The sequence below is a fragment of the Azospirillum sp. NS33 genome (assembly GCF_059703765.1).
This window is the reverse complement of sequence record NZ_BAAKJB010000042.1, coordinates 14,210-32,470: the sequence shown is the minus strand read 5'-3', so window position 1 is coordinate 32,470 and position 18,261 is coordinate 14,210. Positions and strand designations below refer to the sequence as shown.

The window sequence follows — 18,261 nt, the reverse complement described above, 5'->3', positions numbered from 1 at the left end:
TGCAGGATGTTCAACTCCGTCCAAGGGGGAACGGCGATGCACATGACCCGGACGTCACCGCCGGACCCGGAGCCGTCGGCCATGCCCCCCGCCGCGCCCCCCGCCATGCCCGCCGTCGCGGCGTCCGCCGTCACGGTGTACGCGCCGGCGCGCCTGCACCTGGGATTCCTCGACCTCGACGGCGCCCTGGGGCGGCGCTTCGGCAGCCTCGGCATCACCCTCGACGGGCTCGGCACCGAGGTGCGGCTGGCGGCGGCGGCGCGGCGGCGGGTCGCCGGCCCGGACGGCGAGCGGGCGTACGCGGCGTACGCGGCCATGGCCGGGCGCCTCGGGCTGCCCGAGACGGTGGAGCTGACGGTGCGCTCGGCCGTGCCCGCCCACACCGGGCTCGGCTCGGGCACCCAGATCGCACTGGCGGTGGGGGCCGCGGCGGCCCGGCTCGCCGGGACGGACTGGCCGGCCCGGCGCATCGCCGCCACGCTGGGGCGCGGCAAGCGCTCGGGCATCGGCATCGCCGCCTTCGACGGCGGCGGGGTGCTGGTGGACGGCGGGTGCGGACCGGATGGCGGCATCGCCCCGATCATCTCGCGCATGGCGTTCCCGGCGGACTGGCGCATCATCCTGGTGCTCGACCACGCCCGCCAGGGGGTGCACGGCGCGGCCGAAAGCGACGCCTTCGTCCGCCTGCCGGCGTTCCGCGCCGCGCCGGACCTGTGCCGGCTGGTGCTGATGCAGGCCCTGCCGGCCCTGGCCGAGGGCGACATCGCCGCCTTCGGCGCCGCGGTCGGCGCCCTGCAGCGCGCCATGGGCGCCCATTTCGCGCCCTGCCAGGGCGGCGTCTTCACCAGCCCCGACGTCGCCCGCGCGCTGGCCTGGTTCGAGGCGCACGGGATCGCCGGCGTCGGCCAATCCTCCTGGGGCCCGACCGGCTTCGCCCTGGTCGCCGGCGCGGCGGCGGCCGGCGACCTGGCCACGGCGGCCGGCGCGGCCTTCGCCGACACCCCCGGCCTGGAGTTCCGCGTGGTGCGCGGCCGCAACCGCGGCGCCACCATCACCCCCCTGGCGGCCGCCTGACCCGCCCCATTGGAACGCCTCCCATGACCAACCGATCCCTGCTGCACGCCTTCACGCCGCTCCCCAACATGAGCCCGTTCGACGTGAACATGGCCCATGACGCCGGCTTCGACGCGGTGACCTCCTACACCGGGCTGCGCCTCGACGACGTGGCCCCGTTCACCCAGGACGTCATCTTCTCGCGCGCGCCGGACGACGGCCGCCGCACCGGCATCTTCATCGGCGGCCGCGACGCCGGGCTGGCCGTCGACATGCTGGAGGCGGCGCGCGCCGCCATGCAGCCCCCCTTCGAGGTGTCGGTGTTCGCCGACCCGTCGGGCGCCTTCACCACCGCCGCCGCCATGGTGGCGGTGGTCGACAAGCACCTGCGCGCCGGCGGCGGCGGGCTGGCCGGGCAGCGCGTCGCGGTGTTCGGCGCCACCGGCGTGGTCGGCGGCATCGCCGCGGTGATCGCCGCCCAGGCCGGCGCCGCGGTGACCCTGGTGGCGCACCGCCCGGGCAGCGGGCTGGAGGACAAGGCGGCGGAGTTCCAGCGCCGCTTCGGGGTCGCGCTCGCGGTGGCCGACGGCGGCGACGACGATGGCAAGGTGGCGGTGCTGGCGGCCAGCGACGTGGCGCTGTGCGCCGCCAAGGCGGGCATGCAGGTGCTGTCGGGCCGCCACCTCGCCGCGGCGCCGGGGCTGCGCGTCGCCGCCGACATCAACGCCGTGCCGCCGCTGGGCGTGGAGGGCGTGACCCTGTTCGACGACGGCGCGCCGATCGCCGGCAGCACCGCCGTGGGCATCGGCGCGCTGGCCATCGGCAACGTCAAGTTCCGCGTCCAGCACGAGCTGTTCCAATGGATGCTCGACGCCGAAACGCGGCACTACCTGTCCTTCGCCGACGCCTTCGCGCATGCCCGCGCGCTCACCGCCTGAGGCCGCGGCCGGCGGCCCGCCGGTCGTCGTCTGCGCCTTGTCCGGCCGCGCGCTGGCCGCGGCGGCGGTGCGCGCCGGCTTCCGGCCGCTGGTGGTCGACGCCTTCGCCGATTCCGACACCGCGGCCCTCGCCGCGGCGGTGGCGCGGGTGCCGCTGGCGGCGTTCCAGCGCGGCCACGCCCTGGCGGACGCGGCGGCGCGCCTTCCGCCCGGGCTGCCCGTGGTCTACGGCGCCGGCTTCGAGGCCTGCCCCGGCCGCCTGGCGCCGCTGGCCGACGGCCGGACCCTCGCCGGCAACACCGCCGACGCGGTGCGCGCGGTGCGCCGGCCGGAGACCTTCTTCGCCACCCTCGCCCGCCTCGGCATCGCCCACCCGGAAACCCGGCGCAGCGCGCCCTGCCAGGGCAATGGCTGGCTGGTCAAGCGGCCGGGCGGCAGCGGCGGCCTGCACGTGCGCCCGGCGGGCGGCGACGGCGCCGCGCCGCGGGCGCGGGCCGTGGTCTACCAGCGGCGCATGCCGGGCCGCCCCCTGTCGGTGCAGGTGCTGGCCGACGCGGCCGGCGCCCGCGTGCTCGCCGTCACCGAAGGCTGGTGCAGCCCCGCCCCGGGGCTCCCCTTCCGCTTCGGCGGCCTGGCCGGGCCGGTGGCGCCGCCACCCGGGCTGGCCGCGGCCCTCGCCGCCGCCGCGCTGGCGGCGGTGGAGGCCTTCGCGTTGCGCGGCCTGTGCAGCGTCGACTTCGTGGCGACCGCCACCGCCGCCTGGCTGCTGGAGGTCAACCCGCGCCCGGGGGCCGCCCTCGACGTGCTGGCCGGCGACCCCCACCTGTTCGCCCGGCACCTCGCCGCCTTCGGCGCCGCGCCGCATCCCCCGCCCGGGCCCCCGCCCGGGCCCCCGGACGGACCGGCGGCGCTGGCGCCGCGCGCCGTCGCCGTGCTCTACGCCCGCCGGCCGCTGGTGATGCCGCCCCTGTTCCCATGGCCGGAGTGGAGCGCCGACCGCCCCGCCGGCGGCACGCCGGTTCCCGCCGGGGCGCCGCTGTGCACCGTCACCGCCCCCGGCGCCACCGCCGCCGAGGCGGCCGGGCTGGCCCGTGCCCGCGCCGCCCGCCTGCTCGCCACCCTGGACTCGGCCGCCCGCCGGTGGCGGCCGCCCGCATCGGAAGACCGCCATGACCACCACCCCGCCGTCTGACCCCCGCCCCGACCCCGCCGCCCCGCCCCGTGCGGGCGTCGCCGGCCGCGCCGCCCCGCTGGTGGCCGCCCTGCTGGCCGACGCCGACGCCCTGCGCCTGGGCGTGCGCCGCTGCCCCTCCGGCGCCACCGTGGTCGACGGCGGCATCGCCGTCCCCGGCGGCGTCGAGGCGGGACGCCGCATCGCCGAGATCTGCATGGGCGGCCTGGGCCGGGTCGCCGTGGTGCCGGCGAGCGGCCCGGTGCCCTTCGCCCTCGCCGTCACCGCCGCCGACCCGGTGCTGGCCTGCCTGGGCAGCCAGTACGCCGGGCTGTCGCTGTCCCATGGCGAGGGCGACGCGGCGTGGCAGGCGCTGGGCTCCGGCCCCGGCCGGGCCCAGGCGGCCCGCGAGCCGCTGTTCGCCGAGCTCGGCTACCACGATCGCCACGACCGCGCCGTCCTGGTGCTGGAGACCGACCGGGCGCCGCCGCCCGAGCTGGCGGTGGAGGTCGCCGGCATGTGCGGGGTGGCGACCGAGGCGCTGACCTTCATCCTCACCCCGACCCACAGCCTCGCCGGCACCGTCCAGGTGGTGGCACGGGTGCTGGAGGTGGCGCTGCACAAGGCGCACGCCCTGGGATTCGCGCTGGAGCGCATCGTCGACGGCGCGGCCAGCGCGCCGCTGCCGCCACCCGGCGCCGGCTTCCTCGACGCCATGGGCCGGACCAACGACGCCATCCTCTACGGCGGCACCGCGCACCTGTTCGTCGCCGGGCCGGAGGACGAGGCGGCGGCCCTGGCGGCCGGCCTGCCCAGCGCGGCGTCGCGCGACTTCGGCCGCCCCTTCGCCGCCCTGTTCGCCGCCGTCAACTTCGACTTCTACGCCATTGACCCGCATCTTTTCAGCCCGGCGGCGGCGGCCGTGACGGCGCTGGAGACCGGCCGCACCTTCCGCGCCGGGGCGCTGCGCCCCGACCTGGTGGCACGCTCCTTCGGATTGGCGCAGGACCCGCCGGGCGATGCCTAGGGGGACGACACCGGGACGGGTGGTGCTGTTCGCGGATTCCGGGGATTCCTGGCACGTCGCCCGGCTGGTGCGGGCGCTGCGGGCGGCCGGCGCGGAGCCGCTGGTGGCGTCGCTGCAGAACGTCGACGTCACCACCGCCGACAGCGCATGGGGGCTGCGCATCCCCGGGCTGTCCGGCGGCCCGCCCGACGCCGCCCTGGTCCGCACCGTGGCCGGCGGCGGGTTCGAGCCGGTGACCCTGCGCCTCGACGCGCTGCACGCGCTGGCCGCGCTGGGCGTCCCCGTGGTCAACGACGCCCGCGCCATCGAACGCTGCGTCGACAAGGCGATGACCAGCCTCCTGCTGCACCGCGCCGGCATCCCCACCCCGGAGACCTGGGCCACCGCCGACCGCGGGCGCGCCGAGGCGATCCTGCGCCGCGCCCTCGACGCCGGCCTCACCCTGGTGCAGAAGCCGCTGTTCGGCTCCCAGGGGCGCGACGTGCGCCGCCTCGCCCACGGCGACGCCCTGGCGGCGACCGACGGCGTCTACTACCTCCAGCGCTACGTCGCCGGCGGCGGCGACGGCTTCCGCGACTGGCGGGTGATGGTGGTGGGCGGGCGGGCGGTCGCCGCCATGGCCCGCGTCGCCGCCCACTGGGTGACCAACGTCCACCGCGGCGCGCGCTGCGAGGCGGTGCACGGCGACCGCGACCTCGAGGCGATGGCGGAGGCCGCCGCCACGGCGGTGGGCGCCGCCATCGCCGGCGTCGACCTGATCCGCGACGGCGCCGGCCGCCTGTGGGTGCTGGAGGTCAACAGCATGCCGGCGTGGCAGGGCCTGCAGGGGGTGGCGTCGGTCGACATCGCCGCGGCGGTCGCCGACCACGTCCTGGGGCGCGTCCATGGCGGCCCCGGCTGACGCGCCCGGCGCGGCGCCGGCCTGGCTGGAGGACGCGGTGCGGGACGCCTGCCTCGACGAGCTGGCGGCGCTGAAGCCCGGCAACGTCCACGCCCACGCCCCCGGACTCGACGCCCTGCGCGGCGATTTCGCCACCAGCGCCGCGGTCGCGGCGCCGGCCCTGGCCGCCGGGCCGCCCGGGGTGGGGGGACGGGTGCTGCGCGCCGTCCAGGCCACCCGCGCCGCGGTCGGCCACAACACCAACCTCGGCATCGTCCTTCTGGCCGCACCCCTGGTGGAGGCGGCCGTCCCCCTGGGCCGGTCGCCCGGCGCCCCGCCCGACGGCGTCGCCCTCGCCCTGCGCCGCCGCGTCGGTGCGGTGCTCGCCGGCCTCACCGTGGAGGACGCGGCCGACGCCTTCCGCGCGATCGCCCTGGCCGCCCCCGCGGGCCTGGGCAGCGCGCCCGAGCACGACGTCCATGCCCCGCCCACGGTGACGCTGCGCGAGGCGATGGCCGCCGCGGCGCCGCGCGACCGCGTCGCCCGGCAGTACGCCGAGGACTTTGCCGAGGTGTTCGGGCTGGGCGCCGGCCGCCTCGCCGCCGCGCTGGCCGCCGGCGTCCCCTGGGAATGGGCGGTCACCGCCGTCCACCTCGCCTTCCTGGCCAGCGCCCCCGACAGCCACCTCGCCCGCAAGCACGGCGCCGCGGCGGCCGCCGCCGTGCGCGCCGAGGCCGCCGCCATCGACGCCGCGGTGAGCCAGGCCGGCGGCGATCCGCGGACCGCCCAGGCGCCCCTGCGCCGCTTCGATGCGGCGCTGCGCCGCGACGGCCTCAATCCCGGAACCAGCGCCGACCTCACCGTCGCCAGCCTGCTGGTCCACCGCATCGTAAGCGTCCTCGCCGGCGGCAAAAAACGCGATTTTGGACTTTAGTCCAATTACATCGCGCCGGAGACATGGGGTAGAGTTCGACCTGTCGATTACTGGGGTAGCGAAGCAATTTCGCAGACCGGCCCAGGACACTATTTCAAGAGACCACCTCTGACTTGCCGTCGGCGGTGCCCCGCCGGGTGCGCCCGGAGCGTGCGGGGACCGGCGGGTGACGAGCACCAACGTGAACACGGGAGGATTCCTATGGCAAAGATCACCAACATGGTGATTGGCGAGGCCCTGGTGGGCGACGGCAACGAGGTCGCGCACATCGACCTGATCCTGGGCCCGCGCGGCAGCGCCGCCGAGACGGCCTTCGCCACCAGCCTGACCAACAACAAGGACGGCTTCACCGCGCTGCTCGCCGTGATCGGTCCGAATCTGATGTGCAAGCCGCCGACGGTCATGTTCAACAAGGTCACCATCAAGGACGCCCGCCAGGCCGTCCAGATGTTCGGCCCGGCCCAGCGCGGCGTCGCCATGGCGGTCGCCGACTCGGTCAAGGAGGGGGTGATCCCGGTCGAGGAGGCCGACAACATCTTCATCTGCGTCGGCGTGTTCATCCACTGGGAAGCGGCCGACGACGCCAAGATCCAGCAGTACAACTACGAGGCCACCAAGCTGTCGATCCAGCGCGCCGTCACCGGCGAGCCGACGGCCCGCGGCATGCTGGACACCATGGGCAGCGTGTCCCATCCGTTCGCCGCCGCGGAGGCCGCTCCCGCTTGAAAGTCCCGCGGCGAGTCCCAGGCACAGCAGAACATCAAAAGTCCGTCCAAGGAAAGCCTCGGGAAGCGTTTGCTGAACTACGTTCTCGGCCGGCACCCGGAAGCCGGCCACTAAGGGCATGACCGGCCGGGCCAGGCACGGGTCCGTCACCGGTTTGTGCGACGGTTAGTGTTCCAAACCGTACTTCCTCCGCTCGGCCGGCGAAAGCCGGCCGTCTTTTTTTGGAGGGTTGCCGGCGAAAGCCGGCCGTCTTTTTTGGAGGGTTGCCGGCGAAAGCCGGCCGTCTTTTTTGGAGGGTTGCCGGCCACCGCCGGCCGTCGTGCCCCGGAACCGGTTGCCTCACCCGCGCCCCGCGGCGACGCGCGGCACGAACCGGGCGAGGTCGGCGGCGCCGATCCGGCCGTCATGCAGGGCGCTGGCCAGCAGCACCCCGGCGGCCCCGGCGGCGGCGAGGCGCTCCAGGTCCTCCGGCCCGGCGACGCCGCCGGCGGCGTACACCGCCCGACCGCCGGCGCGGGCATGGATGGCGGCGAGCCGGGCGAGATCGGGGCCGGCGCCGCTGCCGACCCGGGCCAGGGTCATGGCGACGATCCGTGTCGGCCAGGCCGCCGGCGTGGCGTCGAGACCGGCCGGCCCGACGAAGGCGTCGCCGCGGTGGTCGAGGGACAAGGCCAGCCGGTCGTCGGGCACGGCGGCACGGATCGCCGCCAGCGCGGCGGCATCGCCCAGGCTTTCGCTGCCGACCACCGCCACCGCGGCGCCGTGGTCGAGGACCGCGCGCACCGCCGCCGCGGTGGCGGTCCCGGCGTCGACCCACAGGGCGAGATCGGGAAAGCGCACCGCCAACCCGGCGATGGCGGCGCTGTCGCCGCCACGCCCCGCGATGGCGTCGAGGTCGGCGATGTAGAGGGTGCGGAAGGGGTGCAGGGCGAGCAGGGCGGCCACCACCTCCTGCGGGCCGCTGCCGGCGCACAGGCCGGAGCGGATCGGGCGGTAGCGGTCGCGCTCGCCGCGGCGGGCGTGCACCACCACGCCGCCCAGCAGGTCGATGACGGGGATCGGGTCCAAGGCGGTGGGGGCCATGTCAGCGGAGTCCATGATGCGGCGCATCCTGGTGTGCGAGTACGTGACGGGTGGCGGCCTCGGCGGCCGCATCGCCGAGGGGCCGTTCGCCGACCTCCGGCGCGAGGGCGAGCTGATGGCCGGCGCCCTGGCCGACGATCTCACGGGCGTGGAGGGGGTGCAAGCGACGGTGGCGCGCGACCGCGCCCTGCCACCCCGCGACGGCGGCGGCGGCGTGCTCTGGATCGACGGGGCGGTGCCGGGCGGCCCCTGGGCGGCGTGGGCCGCGGCCATGGCCGGGCACGACGCGGTGTGGCCCCTGGCGCCGGAGAGCGACGGGCTGCTGGAACGGCTGTCGCGGCTCGTGCTCGCCAGCGGCCGCGTCCTGCTCGGCAGCGCCCCCGGCACGGTGGCGGTCGCCGCCAGCAAGCGAGCCACCGCCGAGCGCCTGCGCGCCGCCAAGGTCGCGGCCGTGGCGGCCCACCCGCCCGACGCCACGCCGCCCTCCGCCCATGGCTGGATCGTCAAGCCCGACGACGGCGCCGGGGCGGAGGGTGTGCGCCTGCTGCGCGACGCCGCGGCGCTGGCGGCGTGGCGGGACGCCGGGCCGGCCCCGGGCATGGTGGTGCAGCCCTTCGTGCCCGGGGTGCCGGCAAGCCTGTCGCTGCTGTGCCGCGGCGGCCGGGCGCGGCTGCTGTCGGTCAACCGGCAGATCCTGGCGGTGGCCGCCGACGGCACCGTGCGCTACCACGGCAGCGCCGTCGGCGCCCTCAACCACCGCGCCGCCGAACTGGCGCCGCTGGCGGCGGCCGTGGCCGCGGCGTTCCCGGGCCTGTGGGGGCATGTCGGCGTCGACGTGATCCTCGCCGACGCCGGCCCGGTGGTGGTCGAGATCAACCCGCGGGTCACCACCTCCTATGTGGGCCTCGGCGCCGCGCTGGGCCGCAACCCCGCCGCCCTGGCCCTCGACATGGCGGACCACGACTCGCTGCCCGACCTGCCGCCGCCGGTCCCCGGGGCGGGGGTGGAGGTCCGGCCATGACGCCGCCCCGGTCCGCCATCGTCGGCTGGGATCTCGGCGGCGCCCACCTCAAGGCCGCCTGGATCGACGGCGACGGGCGGCTGGGCGCGGTGCGCCAGGAGGCCTGCCCGCTGTGGCAGGGGCTGGACCGGCTCGACGCCGCGTTCGCCGCCGTGCTGGCGGCGGTGCCGCCCGCATCGCGCCACGCCGTCACCATGACGGGGGAGCTGGTGGATCTCTTCCCCGACCGCGCCCGCGGGGTGGCGGCCCTGGTCGCCGCGGCCGCCGCCCGCCTGCCCGGCGAGGTGGTGTTCTGGGCCGGCGAGGACGGCTTCCTGCCCGCCGAGGCCGCCGCCGGGGCGGCGCTGTCGGTGGCCTCGGCCAACTGGCTGGCGACCGCCGCGGTGGTGGCCCGCCGCCATCCCGCGGCCCTGGTGGTCGACATCGGCAGCACCACCAGCGACCTCGTGCCGGTGGCCGGCGGGCGGGTCGCGGCGGCCGGGCGCGGCGACCGCGACCGGCTGGTGGCGGGGGAGCTGGTCTACACCGGCCTGACCCGCACCCCGGTCATGGCGCTGGCCGCCGCCCTGCCCTGGCGCGGCGCCCGCGTGCCGGTGATGGCGGAGCATTTCGCCACCACCGCCGACGTCCACCGGGTGCTCGGCCGTCTGGACGAGAGCGCCGACCAGCACCCCGCCGCCGATGGCGGGCCGAAGACGGTGGCGGCCAGCGCCCGCCGTCTCGGCCGCTGCATCGGCGTCGACCTGGAGGAGGCGGAGCCCGCCGCCTGGCGCCGCCTCGCCGCCGCCCTGGCCGAGCGCCAGATGGCCACCCTGGCCGAGGCCGCCCACCTCGTCCTCTCCGCCCACGCCCTCGACGAGAACGCCCCGGTGGTGGGGGCCGGCGCCGGCCGGGCGCTCGCCGCCGAGCTGGCCCGCCGCCTGGAGCGGCCCTTCGTCGACGTCGCCGCCGCCCTGGAGGCCGGCCCGGACCAGGCCGACGCCGCCGCCCGCTGCGCCCCCGCCGTGGCGGTGGCGCGGCTATTGGGGTGAGCGGGGCCGGCGGACGGCGTCAGGCGCCCGTGCGGCCGGGCCCCTCCCGCGCGATTGCGGCGCCCGTGTCGCGCTTGCCAGGATGATACCGCAGGCAGTATCATCTGGCCCATGGCCAAGGCGGCGAAAACGCTCGAGAAGATGCGCGCCAATCCGCGGGATTGGCGGATCGAGGATCTTGAAAGCGTCGCATCGTCCCATGGCATCAATGTGCGAAAGCCAGGTGGCAGTCACGTGATCTTCGAGCATCCAACCGTGGTCGAGGCGATCTCGGTGCCCGCCCACCGACCGATCAAGCCGATCTACGTCCGATCGTTCATTCGTTTGGTGGACACCGTGAACGAGGCCCGCCGGGGGAGCCGCGCATGACAAACGTGGACTATCCCTTCACGGTCCGCCCCTTGAGTGACGAGGATGGCGGCGGGTTCCTGATCGAGTTTCCCGATCTTCCCGGCTGCATGTCCGACGGAGAGACGGTGGACGACGCGATCGCCAACGGCAGGGACGCCATGGCGGGATGGATCGCCGCCATGAGGGAGGCGGGCCGTCCCATCCCCCTTCCGTCGGTCGCATCGGAGGAGGACTACAGCGGCAAATGGCAACAGCGTGTGCCGCGGTCGCTCCACCGCCGGCTGGCGGAACGGGCCAGGGAGGAGGGCGTCAGCCTGAACGCGCTGGTGACCGCCCTCGTCTCGGAAGGACTCGGCCGCCGCTCCCGCTGACCACCCGCCTGTCTACGGTCGCCCGATTCGGCTTCATCGGCCCTCTCCCCCCTGGGGAGGGGGGAACTCAGATGCGATCACCCTGCCCGCCCCTCCCGTCCGCGTCGACGTCGATCACGAACAGGCCCGCCGCCCCCTCGCCGGCGGTGACGGTGCAGGCCTCGCCCGGCGCCAGCAGCGCCGCGTCGAAGCGCTCCGCCGCCACCGCCGCGCCGTCATCTCCGGCCACCCGGCAGGGGCCGAGCAGCAGCAGCAGGGTGGCGACACCCGCCCCTGTAAAGGTTGCTTGTCCTCCAAGCGTCTCCCGGCGGACGGTGTGGCGGTGCCCGCCGCGCCGGGTCATCACGTTGAGGTCGAGGATCGGCCCGCCGGGCAGGCGGGCCGTGGTGGTGGCGTCGGCGGGGAACGGGAAGGGCGGGCTGTCCGGCGTCAGCACCCGCACTCCCTGCCCCGCCACCGTCAGCTCCATGGCCGCGCCCTCGACCAGCGACAGGGTGCGGTCGATCCCGGGGAAGACCGAGAACGGGCCGTCCTCCGCCACCCGGGCCATGCTGACCCGCCAGGCGAAGGCGTCGAGGCCGGCGCCCTCGGGCACGACGGCGATCTCCGTCGTTTCCCCGCCGCCGTTCTTCCACGGCATGCGCCGGTGGTCGCCGGCCCGCAGCATCCGCATGTCGCGTCCCCTTTACAAGCGGCGGCCGGTCAGGCGCCGAGGATGCCGGGCAGATTCAGCCCGTGCTCGCGCGCGCAGTCCAGCGCGATGTCGTAGCCGGCGTCGGCGTGGCGCATGACGCCGGTCGCCGGGTCGTTCCACAGCACGCGGGCGATGCGCTCGTCGGCCTCGGCCGTGCCGTCGCAGCAGATCACCATGCCGGAGTGCTGGGAGAAGCCCATGCCCACCCCGCCGCCGTGGTGCAGCGACACCCAGGTGGCCCCCGACGCGGTGTTCAGCAGGGCGTTGAGCAGCGGCCAGTCCGACACCGCGTCGGAGCCGTCGCGCATCGCCTCGGTCTCGCGGTTGGGCGAGGCGACCGAGCCGGAATCCAGGTGGTCGCGGCCGATCACGATGGGGGCCGAAAGCTCGCCCGTGCGCACCATCGCGTTGAAGGCGAGGCCCAGGCGGTGGCGGTCGCCCAGCCCGACCCAGCAGATGCGCGCCGGCAGGCCCTGGAAGGCGATGCGGTCGCGCGCCATGTCCAGCCAGCGGTGCAGGTGGGCGTTGTCGGGCAGCAGCTCCTTCACCTTGGCGTCGGTCTTGGCGATGTCGGCGGGATCCCCCGACAGGGCGGCCCAGCGGAACGGGCCGATGCCGCGGCAGAACAGCGGGCGGATGTAGGCGGGGACGAAACCGGGGAAGGCGAAGGCGTCGGCCAGCCCCTCGTCCTTGGCGACCTGCCGGATGTTGTTGCCGTAGTCGAAGGTGGGCACCCCGGCGGCGTGGAAGGCCAGCATCGCCTCCACATGGACACGCATGGAGGCGCGCGCGGCGCGCTCCACCGCCTTCGGCTCGCTCTCGCGGGCGGCCTTCCACTGCCCCATGGTCCAGCCGATCGGCAGGTAGCCGTTGACCGGGTCGTGGGCCGAGGTCTGGTCGGTCAGCAGGTCGGGGCGCACGCCGCGGCGCACCAGCTCCGGCAGCACCTCGGCGGCGTTGCCCAGCAGCGCCACCGACTTGGCCTCGCCGGCGGCGGTCCAGCGCTCGATCATCGCCAGCGCCTCGTCCAGCGTCGCGGCCTTCTCGTCGACGTAGCGGGTGCGCAGGCGGAAATCGATGGAGTCCGGGTTGCACTCCACGGCCAGGCAGCTGGCCCCGGCCATCACCGCGGCCAGCGGCTGGGCCCCGCCCATGCCGCCCAGCCCCGCGGTCAGCAGCCACTTGCCCGTCAGCGAGCCGCCGTGGTGCTGGCGCCCGGCCTCCACGAAGGTCTCGTAGGTGCCCTGGACGATGCCCTGGGTGCCGATGTAGATCCACGAGCCCGCGGTCATCTGGCCGTACATGGCCAGGCCGCGGCGGTCCAGCTCGTTGAAATGGTCCCAGGTCGCCCAGTGGGGCACCAGGTTGGAGTTGGCGATCAGCACCCGCGGGGCGCCGGGATGGGTGCGGAACACGCCGACCGGCTTGCCCGACTGCACCAGCAGCGTCTCGTCGGCCTCCAGGGCGCGCAGGCTGGCGACGATGGCGTCGAAATCGGCCCAGGTGCGTGCCGCCCGGCCGATGCCGCCGTAGACCACCAGCTCGTGCGGGTTCTCCGCCACCTCGGGGTCCAGGTTGTTCATCAGCATGCGCAAGGGGGCCTCGGTCAGCCAGCTCTTGGCGGTCAGGGTCGTGCCGCGCGGCGCCCGGATCGTGCGCGCGTTGTGCCGCGGGTTGGTCATTGGTCGTGTCCTTTGAGCGTCGGGGTGAGCGTCGGGGTGAGCGTCGGGGCGAGCGTCGGGGCGAGCGTCGGGGCAAGGGTCGGGGCGAGGGCGACGAGGCCGGTCAGGATGGCGCCCAGCACGGCGCGCAGGCGCTCCGCCTTGGCGGCGTCGTAGGCGAAGGGCGGCTCCTCGGTGGTGAGGTAGGCGGACTGCGCCAGCTCCATCTGGATGGCGTGCACGCCGTCCTGCGGCCGGCCGAGGTGGCGGGTGGTCCAGCCGCCGCGAAAGCGGCCGTTGACCACGCTGGTGTAGCCCGCGGCGGCGGCGCAGGTGGCCCCCACATGGGCCTCCAGCCGGGGATCGCAGGTGCGCCCGTTGTCGGTGCCGATGTTGAAGTCGGGCAGCGTGCCCTCGAACAGGAAGGGCACGCGGGAGCGGATGGAGTGGCAGTCGTAGACCACCGCCACCCCGTGGCGCGCCCGCACCCGCTCCACCTCCGCCCACAGGGCGGCGTGGTAGGGGGCGTGGAAGGCGTCGCGGCGCCCGGCGATCGCCGCCGCGTCCGGCTCCCGCCCCTCCTTCCAGATGGGCTGGCCGTCGAAGTCGATGGTCGGCACCAGCCCGGTGGTGTTCTGGCCGGGGTAGAGGCTGGCGCCCGAGGGGTCGCGGTTGGCGTCGACCACGCAGCGGTGGAAGGTGGCGCGCACCATGGTGGCCTGCGGCACCAGCCCGTCGTAGAGGCGGTGGACATGCCAGTCCGTGTCGCGCAGCCGCATTCCCTCCTCGTTCAGCGCGTCGGCCACCGCCGCCGGCAGCTCGGTGCCGGTGTGGGGGAAGGCGAGGATGAGGGGGGAGTCCCCCCGGCGGACCTCGACGGGGGGCATCGGGGCGGAGCTCATCGGGCGATCCTCTGGCCGCGGAAGTAACGGGCGTGCAACGGGTTGAAGCCGATCCGGCCGACCAGCTCGGCGGGGCGGCCGATGTCCCACACGGCGAGGTCGGCGGCCTTGCCGGCCTCCAGCGTGCCGGTCTCGGCCAGGATGCCCAGCGCCCGGGCGGCCTCGCGCGTCACCCCGGCCACGCACTCCTCCACCGTCAGGCGGAACAGGGTGGCGCCCATGTTCATGGTCAGCAGCAACGAGGTCAGCGGCGAGGTGCCGGGGTTGCAGTCGGTGGCCAGCGCCATCCGCGTGCCGGCGGCCCGGAACGCCGCCACCGGCGGCAGCCGGGTCTCGCGCAGGAAGTAGAAGGCGCCGGGCAGCAGCACGGCGACGGTGCCGGCCGCGGCCATGGCGGCCGCGTCCTCGGCGTCGCAATGCTCCAGATGGTCGGCCGACAGCGCGCCGAAGGCGGCGGCCAGCCGGGCGCCGCCCTGGTGGGAGAGCTGCTCGGCGTGCAGCTTGACCGGCAGGCCGAGGCGGCGGGCGTGGGCGAACACGCGCTCCATCTCCTCGGCCGAGAAGGCGATGCCCTCGCAGAAGCCGTCGACCGCGTCGACCAGCCCGCGCCCGTGGGCGGCGTCGAGACCGGGGATGACCACCTCGGCGATGTAGGCGGCGTTGCGCCCCTGGTAGGCGGCCGGGGTGGAATGGGCGGCCAGCCAGGTGGTGGCGATGCGCACCGGGCGCAGCTCCGCCAGCCGCCGCGCCGCCTCCAGCATGCGGCTCTCGCTCTCCACGTCGAGGCCGTAACCGGACTTCACCTCCACCGTCGACACCCCCTCGGCCAGCAGGGCGTCGAGGCGCGGCAGCGCCTGGTCCACCAGGGCCTCCACCGAGAGCGCCCGGGTCGCCTCCAGGGTGGCGTTGATGCCGCCGCCCGCCTTGGCGATCTCCGCGTAGGAGGCGCCGTTCAGGCGCATCTCGAACTCGTTGGTGCGGTTGCCGCCGTGCACCAGGTGGGTGTGGCAGTCCACCAGCCCCGGGGTCACCCAGCGCCCGCCGAGGTCCACCGTCTCGCCGGCGCCGCCGGCGGCCGCCACGGCCTCGGCCACCGCCGCGGCGGGACCGGCGGCGGCGATGCGGTCGCCGTCCAGCAGCAGGGCGCCGTCCTCGACGACACCGAGGCCCGGCAGCGCCGGGTCCAGGGTCGCCAGGCGGGCGTTGGTCAGCAGCGTCGTCATCAGGCCACCCGTTCCGTGTCGAGGGGGTGCGGCGCCGGCGGCACCAGGCGCAGGGCTTCCGCCATCGCCGCGAGGTCGCCGCTCATCGGCCGGTCGTCGGCGTAGGCCGGCACCCGGGCGCGCACGAAGCGGTAGAGGGCGTCGGTCCCCGCCGCCCGCGCCCGCGGGTCCGGCTGCAGGTCGTAGGCCTGGGCCGCGGCCAGCGCCTCGATCGCCAGCACCTGCTGGAGGTTGTCGAGGATGGCCAGCAGCTTCAGGGCCGCCGGCGTGGCGTGGGTCAGGATGTCCTCCTGCTGCGCCGAGGTGATGCCGCCGTCGAGGCTGGCCGGGGCGGCCAGGCGCCGGCACTCGCCGACCAGGGCGACCGCCGTGTACTGCGGGATCATGTAGCCGCTGGTGACGCCGCCGCCGGTCGCCAGGAAGGCCGGCAGGCCGCTGACCAGGGGGCTGACCAGGCGGTCGATGCGCCGCTCCGACAGGGCGGCGAGCTGGGCCGCGGCGATGGCGAGCCCGTCCATCGCCAGGCCGAGCGACGCCGCCACGGCGTGGGCCTCGGACCACACCTCGGGGGCGTCGGGGGTGCCGCCGACCGCGGGGTTGTCGGTGACGCTCGCCAGCTCCTGGTCCACCGTGGCGCCGGCCTGGGCGTGCAGGTCGCGGGCGGCGCCATGGACATGGGGGATGGCGCGCAGGCTGAGCGGGTCCTGGGTGCGGCTGCCGGCGCGCACCGCCAGCATGGCGCTGCCCTCCAGGCAGGCGCGCAGCCGCGCCCCCACCGTCTGCAGCCCGGCGGAGCGGCGCAGCGCCAGCGCGTGCGCGGCGAAGGCGTCCGCCTGGCAGCCCAGGTTCTCATAGGTCATGGCCGCCACCGCGTCGGCCCAGTCGAGCAGCCGCTCCATCCGCGCCAGCGCGACGCAGGCGAGCCCGGTGGCGCACGGCGTGCCGTTCACCATGCTCAACCCCTCCTTGGCGCCCAGCACCAGGGGGGGACGGCCGATGCGGGCCATCGGGGCGGCGCCGGTGATCGGCTGGCCGTGATGGAGCGCCACGCCCTCGCCGATCAGCACCAGGCCGATGGCCGAGCCGTGGGTGAGGTAGCCGACGGAGCCGCGCGCCGGCAGCAGCGGCAGGATGCCGGCCGCCAGCAGCCCCAGCAGGGCGTCCACCAGCTCCGGCCGCACGCCGGAGCGGCCATGGGAGAAGTTGGCGACCTGGGCCGCCATGATGGCCCGGGTCTCCACGGCACCGAGCGGGGTGCCGACCCCACAGGCGTGGCTCATCAGGATGTTGCGCGACAGCGCCTGCTGGCGTTCGACGTCGATCACCACGTCGCACAGCGCGCCGACGCCGGTGTTGATGCCGTAGCCGCGGGTCTGGCGCGCCACCAGGGCGGCCACCAGGGCGCTGCCGTCGGCGATGCGCCGGCGCGCCGCGGGGGCGAGTGCCAGGGCGGCCCCGTCGGCGACCGCGGCGAGGGCGCGCCAGTCCGTCCTCTCGTCGAGCCACACGGTGTCAACCATGCAGCGGATCCTCCTTCTTGCGCCGGCTGACGAAGCGGGCGACGTAGTCGTTGGCGGGGTTGTCCAGGATGTCGGCGGGGGCGCCGACCTGGACGACGCGGCCGTCCTTGAGGATGGCGATCTCCGAGCCGATGCGCAGCGCCTCGTCGAGGTCGTGGGTGATGAAGACGATGGTCTTCTGCAGATCGCGCTGCAGCTCCAGAAGCTGGTCCTGCATGTCGCCGCGGATCAGCGGGTCGAGCGCGCTGAAGGCCTCGTCCATCAGGATCACGTCGGTGTCGGCGGCCAGCGCCCGGGCCAGCCCGACGCGCTGCTTCATGCCGCCGGAGAGCTGGTGGGGAAGCTTGTCCTCGTAGCCGGCCAGCCCCACCGTCTCGATCCAGCGCATGCCGATGGGCCGGGCGTCGCGCTTGGACACGCCGCGCACCCGCTGGCCGTAGACCACGTTCTGCAGCACCGTCCAATGGGGCATCAGGCCGAAGCTCTGGAACACCATGCTGACGCGGTGCATGCGGAAGTCGCGCAGCGCCTTCTCGTCGAGGCCGAGGATGTCGCGCCCGTCGAAGCGCAGGGCGCCGCTGGTCGGCTCGATCAGCCGGTTGATGTGGCGCACCAGGGTCGACTTGCCCGATCCCGACAGCCCCATGATGACGAAGACCCGGCCGCGGCCGATGTCCAGGCTGACGTCGTTGAGGCCGACGCTGCACCCGGTCTCGGCCAGCACGGCGTCCTTGTCGGCGCCGTCGCGGGCCATCGCCAGGGCGCGCTCGGCGTGGTTGCCGAAGATCTTGTAGACGTTGCGGATCTCGATGTCAGCCATGGCCCTGCTCCGTGTTGCGGGCGCGGCCGAAGCCCTGGGTGACGCGGTCGAGGACGATGGCCAGGATGGTGATGCCGAGCCCGGCCTCCAGCCCCTTGCCGACGTCCAGCGTCTGGATGCCGTTCAGCACCTGCTCGCCCAGCCCGCGCGCGCCGATCATCGAGGCGACGACGACCATGGACAGCGCCATCATGATGGTCTGGTTCAGGCCCGCCATGATGGTGGGGGTGGCCAGCGGCAGCTCGATCCCGAACAGGATCTGCGCCTTGCCGCCGCCGAACGCCCGGGCCGCCTCCACCACCTCGCGGTCGACCTGGCGGATGCCGAGGTCGGTGAGGCGGATCAGCGGCGGCACGGCGTAGATGATGGTGGCCAGCACCGCCGGCACCTTGCCCAGGCCGAACAGCATGATCGCCGGGATCAGGTAGACGAAGCTGGGCATGGTCTGCATGACGTCCAGCACCGGCAGGGTGACGTTGCGCGCCACGTCGCTCTTGGCCAGCCAGATGCCCATGGGCACGCCGATCGCCACCGACACCAGCGCCGCCATCAGCATCAGCGCCAGGGTCTGCATGGTGAGGTCCCACAGCCCCAGCACGCCGACCAGAAGCAGCAGCACCACCACCGCCACGGTGAGCGGCAGCCGCCGCGTCGCCTGCCAGGCGAGCCCGGCGAACACCAGAACGATCACCCACCAGGGCAGACCGCGCAGCACCCACTCGATGGCGAGGATCGCCTGCAGGATTCCGTGGGACAGCGCCTTGAAGACGAAGCCGTACTCCACGACGAGGAAGCGCACGAACGCGTTGATCGGTTCGCGGATGGAAACGTGCCAGGCATCGGGGAACATCGCGG

The 18,261-nt window shown here is 75.4% G+C and carries 19 protein-coding genes; 11 read left to right on the top strand and 8 right to left on the bottom strand.

Annotated features, from left to right (window positions below; translation table 11 throughout):
- Positions 1-81: 81 nt before the first annotated feature.
- From AC6H2I_RS26505 to fae, 7 genes are all read left to right on the top strand, one after another.
- Positions 82-1,074 (top strand): beta-ribofuranosylaminobenzene 5'-phosphate synthase family protein, encoded by a 993-nt coding sequence (locus AC6H2I_RS26505; protein ID WP_497503775.1) that lies wholly within the window; start codon positions 82-84, stop codon positions 1,072-1,074.
- A gap of 23 nt (positions 1,075-1,097) precedes the next feature.
- A complete protein-coding gene (locus AC6H2I_RS26500) occupies positions 1,098-1,991 on the top strand; it encodes an NAD(P)-dependent methylenetetrahydromethanopterin dehydrogenase (RefSeq protein ID WP_497503774.1) in 894 nt (297 codons plus the stop codon).
- Positions 1,969-3,183: an ATP-grasp domain-containing protein gene (locus AC6H2I_RS26495; RefSeq protein ID WP_497503773.1), complete on the top strand. Its 1,215-nt coding sequence runs from the start codon at positions 1,969-1,971 to the stop codon at positions 3,181-3,183. The genes AC6H2I_RS26500 and AC6H2I_RS26495 overlap by 23 nt, the downstream gene beginning before the upstream one ends.
- Positions 3,161-4,189, top strand: coding sequence for a methenyltetrahydromethanopterin cyclohydrolase (gene mch / locus AC6H2I_RS26490; RefSeq protein WP_497503772.1), 1,029 nt, complete (start codon positions 3,161-3,163; stop codon positions 4,187-4,189). Before AC6H2I_RS26495 ends, mch begins: the two co-directional genes overlap by 23 nt.
- Positions 4,182-5,090, top strand: coding sequence for an ATP-grasp domain-containing protein (locus tag AC6H2I_RS26485; protein ID WP_497503771.1), 909 nt, complete (start codon positions 4,182-4,184; stop codon positions 5,088-5,090). Before mch ends, AC6H2I_RS26485 begins: the two co-directional genes overlap by 8 nt.
- Positions 5,074-6,003, top strand: coding sequence for a triphosphoribosyl-dephospho-CoA synthase (locus AC6H2I_RS26480; RefSeq protein ID WP_497503770.1), 930 nt, complete (start codon positions 5,074-5,076; stop codon positions 6,001-6,003). The genes AC6H2I_RS26485 and AC6H2I_RS26480 overlap by 17 nt, the downstream gene beginning before the upstream one ends.
- 201 nt (positions 6,004-6,204) lie before the next feature.
- Positions 6,205-6,729 (top strand): formaldehyde-activating enzyme, encoded by a 525-nt coding sequence (fae, locus tag AC6H2I_RS26475; RefSeq protein ID WP_497503769.1) that lies wholly within the window; start codon positions 6,205-6,207, stop codon positions 6,727-6,729.
- A gap of 339 nt (positions 6,730-7,068) precedes the next feature.
- Here fae and AC6H2I_RS26470 read toward each other — a convergent pair whose 3' ends face one another.
- The gene (locus AC6H2I_RS26470; protein WP_497503768.1) at positions 7,069-7,827 is read right to left on the bottom strand and encodes a HisA/HisF-related TIM barrel protein; all 759 of its coding nucleotides are present in this window, start codon (positions 7,825-7,827) and stop codon (positions 7,069-7,071) included.
- Between AC6H2I_RS26470 and AC6H2I_RS26465 the strand changes: the two genes are divergently transcribed.
- From AC6H2I_RS26465 to AC6H2I_RS26450, 4 genes are all read left to right on the top strand, one after another.
- Positions 7,811-8,833, top strand: a complete 1,023-nt coding sequence (locus tag AC6H2I_RS26465; RefSeq protein ID WP_497503767.1) for an ATP-grasp domain-containing protein — start codon at positions 7,811-7,813, stop codon at positions 8,831-8,833. The genes AC6H2I_RS26470 and AC6H2I_RS26465 overlap by 17 nt on opposite strands.
- Positions 8,830-9,864 carry a hydantoinase/oxoprolinase family protein gene (locus AC6H2I_RS26460; protein ID WP_497503766.1) on the top strand — a complete coding sequence of 345 codons (1,035 nt, stop codon included), beginning with the start codon at positions 8,830-8,832 and terminating at the stop codon, positions 9,862-9,864. Before AC6H2I_RS26465 ends, AC6H2I_RS26460 begins: the two co-directional genes overlap by 4 nt.
- A 111-nt stretch (positions 9,865-9,975) precedes the next feature.
- Entirely contained in the window at positions 9,976-10,233 is a 258-nt protein-coding gene (locus AC6H2I_RS26455; protein WP_497503765.1) for a type II toxin-antitoxin system HicA family toxin, read from the top strand.
- Positions 10,230-10,586 carry a type II toxin-antitoxin system HicB family antitoxin gene (locus tag AC6H2I_RS26450; RefSeq protein ID WP_497503764.1) on the top strand — a complete coding sequence of 119 codons (357 nt, stop codon included), beginning with the start codon at positions 10,230-10,232 and terminating at the stop codon, positions 10,584-10,586. The genes AC6H2I_RS26455 and AC6H2I_RS26450 overlap by 4 nt, the downstream gene beginning before the upstream one ends.
- 67 nt (positions 10,587-10,653) lie before the next feature.
- On the opposite strand, the gene AC6H2I_RS26445 is transcribed toward AC6H2I_RS26450, so the two are convergent.
- Genes AC6H2I_RS26445 through AC6H2I_RS26415 form a run of 7 tightly spaced genes read right to left on the bottom strand, consistent with a single transcriptional unit; the run spans position 10,654 to position 18,256 of the window.
- Positions 10,654-11,259 carry a HutD/Ves family protein gene (locus AC6H2I_RS26445; protein WP_497503763.1) on the bottom strand — a complete coding sequence of 202 codons (606 nt, stop codon included), beginning with the start codon at positions 11,257-11,259 and terminating at the stop codon, positions 10,654-10,656.
- A gap of 29 nt (positions 11,260-11,288) precedes the next feature.
- Positions 11,289-12,962, bottom strand: coding sequence for a urocanate hydratase (gene hutU / locus AC6H2I_RS26440; protein ID WP_497503762.1), 1,674 nt, complete (start codon positions 12,960-12,962; stop codon positions 11,289-11,291).
- Positions 12,959-13,843, bottom strand: a complete 885-nt coding sequence (hutG, locus tag AC6H2I_RS26435) for an N-formylglutamate deformylase (RefSeq protein WP_497503761.1) — start codon at positions 13,841-13,843, stop codon at positions 12,959-12,961. The genes hutU and hutG overlap by 4 nt, the downstream gene beginning before the upstream one ends.
- A complete protein-coding gene (gene hutI, locus AC6H2I_RS26430; RefSeq protein WP_497503760.1) occupies positions 13,840-15,066 on the bottom strand; it encodes an imidazolonepropionase in 1,227 nt (408 codons plus the stop codon). The genes hutG and hutI overlap by 4 nt, the downstream gene beginning before the upstream one ends.
- The gene (locus tag AC6H2I_RS26425) at positions 15,066-16,586 is read right to left on the bottom strand and encodes an aromatic amino acid lyase (protein ID WP_497503759.1); all 1,521 of its coding nucleotides are present in this window, start codon (positions 16,584-16,586) and stop codon (positions 15,066-15,068) included. The genes hutI and AC6H2I_RS26425 overlap by 1 nt, the downstream gene beginning before the upstream one ends.
- The gene (locus AC6H2I_RS26420; protein WP_497503758.1) at positions 16,579-17,406 is read right to left on the bottom strand and encodes a quaternary amine ABC transporter ATP-binding protein; all 828 of its coding nucleotides are present in this window, start codon (positions 17,404-17,406) and stop codon (positions 16,579-16,581) included. Before AC6H2I_RS26420 ends, AC6H2I_RS26425 begins: the two co-directional genes overlap by 8 nt.
- Positions 17,399-18,256: an ABC transporter permease gene (locus AC6H2I_RS26415; RefSeq protein ID WP_497503757.1), complete on the bottom strand. Its 858-nt coding sequence runs from the start codon at positions 18,254-18,256 to the stop codon at positions 17,399-17,401. The genes AC6H2I_RS26420 and AC6H2I_RS26415 overlap by 8 nt, the downstream gene beginning before the upstream one ends.
- Positions 18,257-18,261: the final 5 nt, after the last annotated feature.

Bases quoted from the DNA above. Each gene is read 5' to 3' on its own strand.
- AC6H2I_RS26505 (WP_497503775.1), top strand. From the start codon at position 82: ATGCCCCCCGCCGCGCCCCCCGCCATGCCCGCCGTCGCGGCGTCCGCC.
- AC6H2I_RS26500 (WP_497503774.1), top strand. From the start codon at position 1,098: ATGACCAACCGATCCCTGCTGCACGCCTTCACGCCGCTCCCCAACATG.
- AC6H2I_RS26495 (WP_497503773.1), top strand. From the start codon at position 1,969: ATGCCCGCGCGCTCACCGCCTGAGGCCGCGGCCGGCGGCCCGCCGGTC.
- mch (WP_497503772.1), top strand. From the start codon at position 3,161: ATGACCACCACCCCGCCGTCTGACCCCCGCCCCGACCCCGCCGCCCCG.
- AC6H2I_RS26485 (WP_497503771.1), top strand. From the start codon at position 4,182: ATGCCTAGGGGGACGACACCGGGACGGGTGGTGCTGTTCGCGGATTCC.
- AC6H2I_RS26480 (WP_497503770.1), top strand. From the start codon at position 5,074: ATGGCGGCCCCGGCTGACGCGCCCGGCGCGGCGCCGGCCTGGCTGGAG.
- fae (WP_497503769.1), top strand. From the start codon at position 6,205: ATGGCAAAGATCACCAACATGGTGATTGGCGAGGCCCTGGTGGGCGAC.
- AC6H2I_RS26465 (WP_497503767.1), top strand. From the start codon at position 7,811: ATGTCAGCGGAGTCCATGATGCGGCGCATCCTGGTGTGCGAGTACGTG.
- AC6H2I_RS26470 (WP_497503768.1), bottom strand. From the start codon at position 7,827: ATGGACTCCGCTGACATGGCCCCCACCGCCTTGGACCCGATCCCCGTC.
- AC6H2I_RS26460 (WP_497503766.1), top strand. From the start codon at position 8,830: ATGACGCCGCCCCGGTCCGCCATCGTCGGCTGGGATCTCGGCGGCGCC.
- AC6H2I_RS26455 (WP_497503765.1), top strand. From the start codon at position 9,976: ATGGCCAAGGCGGCGAAAACGCTCGAGAAGATGCGCGCCAATCCGCGG.
- AC6H2I_RS26450 (WP_497503764.1), top strand. From the start codon at position 10,230: ATGACAAACGTGGACTATCCCTTCACGGTCCGCCCCTTGAGTGACGAG.
- AC6H2I_RS26445 (WP_497503763.1), bottom strand. From the start codon at position 11,259: ATGCGGATGCTGCGGGCCGGCGACCACCGGCGCATGCCGTGGAAGAAC.
- hutU (WP_497503762.1), bottom strand. From the start codon at position 12,962: ATGACCAACCCGCGGCACAACGCGCGCACGATCCGGGCGCCGCGCGGC.
- hutG (WP_497503761.1), bottom strand. From the start codon at position 13,843: ATGAGCTCCGCCCCGATGCCCCCCGTCGAGGTCCGCCGGGGGGACTCC.
- hutI (WP_497503760.1), bottom strand. From the start codon at position 15,066: ATGACGACGCTGCTGACCAACGCCCGCCTGGCGACCCTGGACCCGGCG.
- AC6H2I_RS26425 (WP_497503759.1), bottom strand. From the start codon at position 16,586: ATGGTTGACACCGTGTGGCTCGACGAGAGGACGGACTGGCGCGCCCTC.
- AC6H2I_RS26420 (WP_497503758.1), bottom strand. From the start codon at position 17,406: ATGGCTGACATCGAGATCCGCAACGTCTACAAGATCTTCGGCAACCAC.
- AC6H2I_RS26415 (WP_497503757.1), bottom strand. From the start codon at position 18,256: ATGTTCCCCGATGCCTGGCACGTTTCCATCCGCGAACCGATCAACGCG.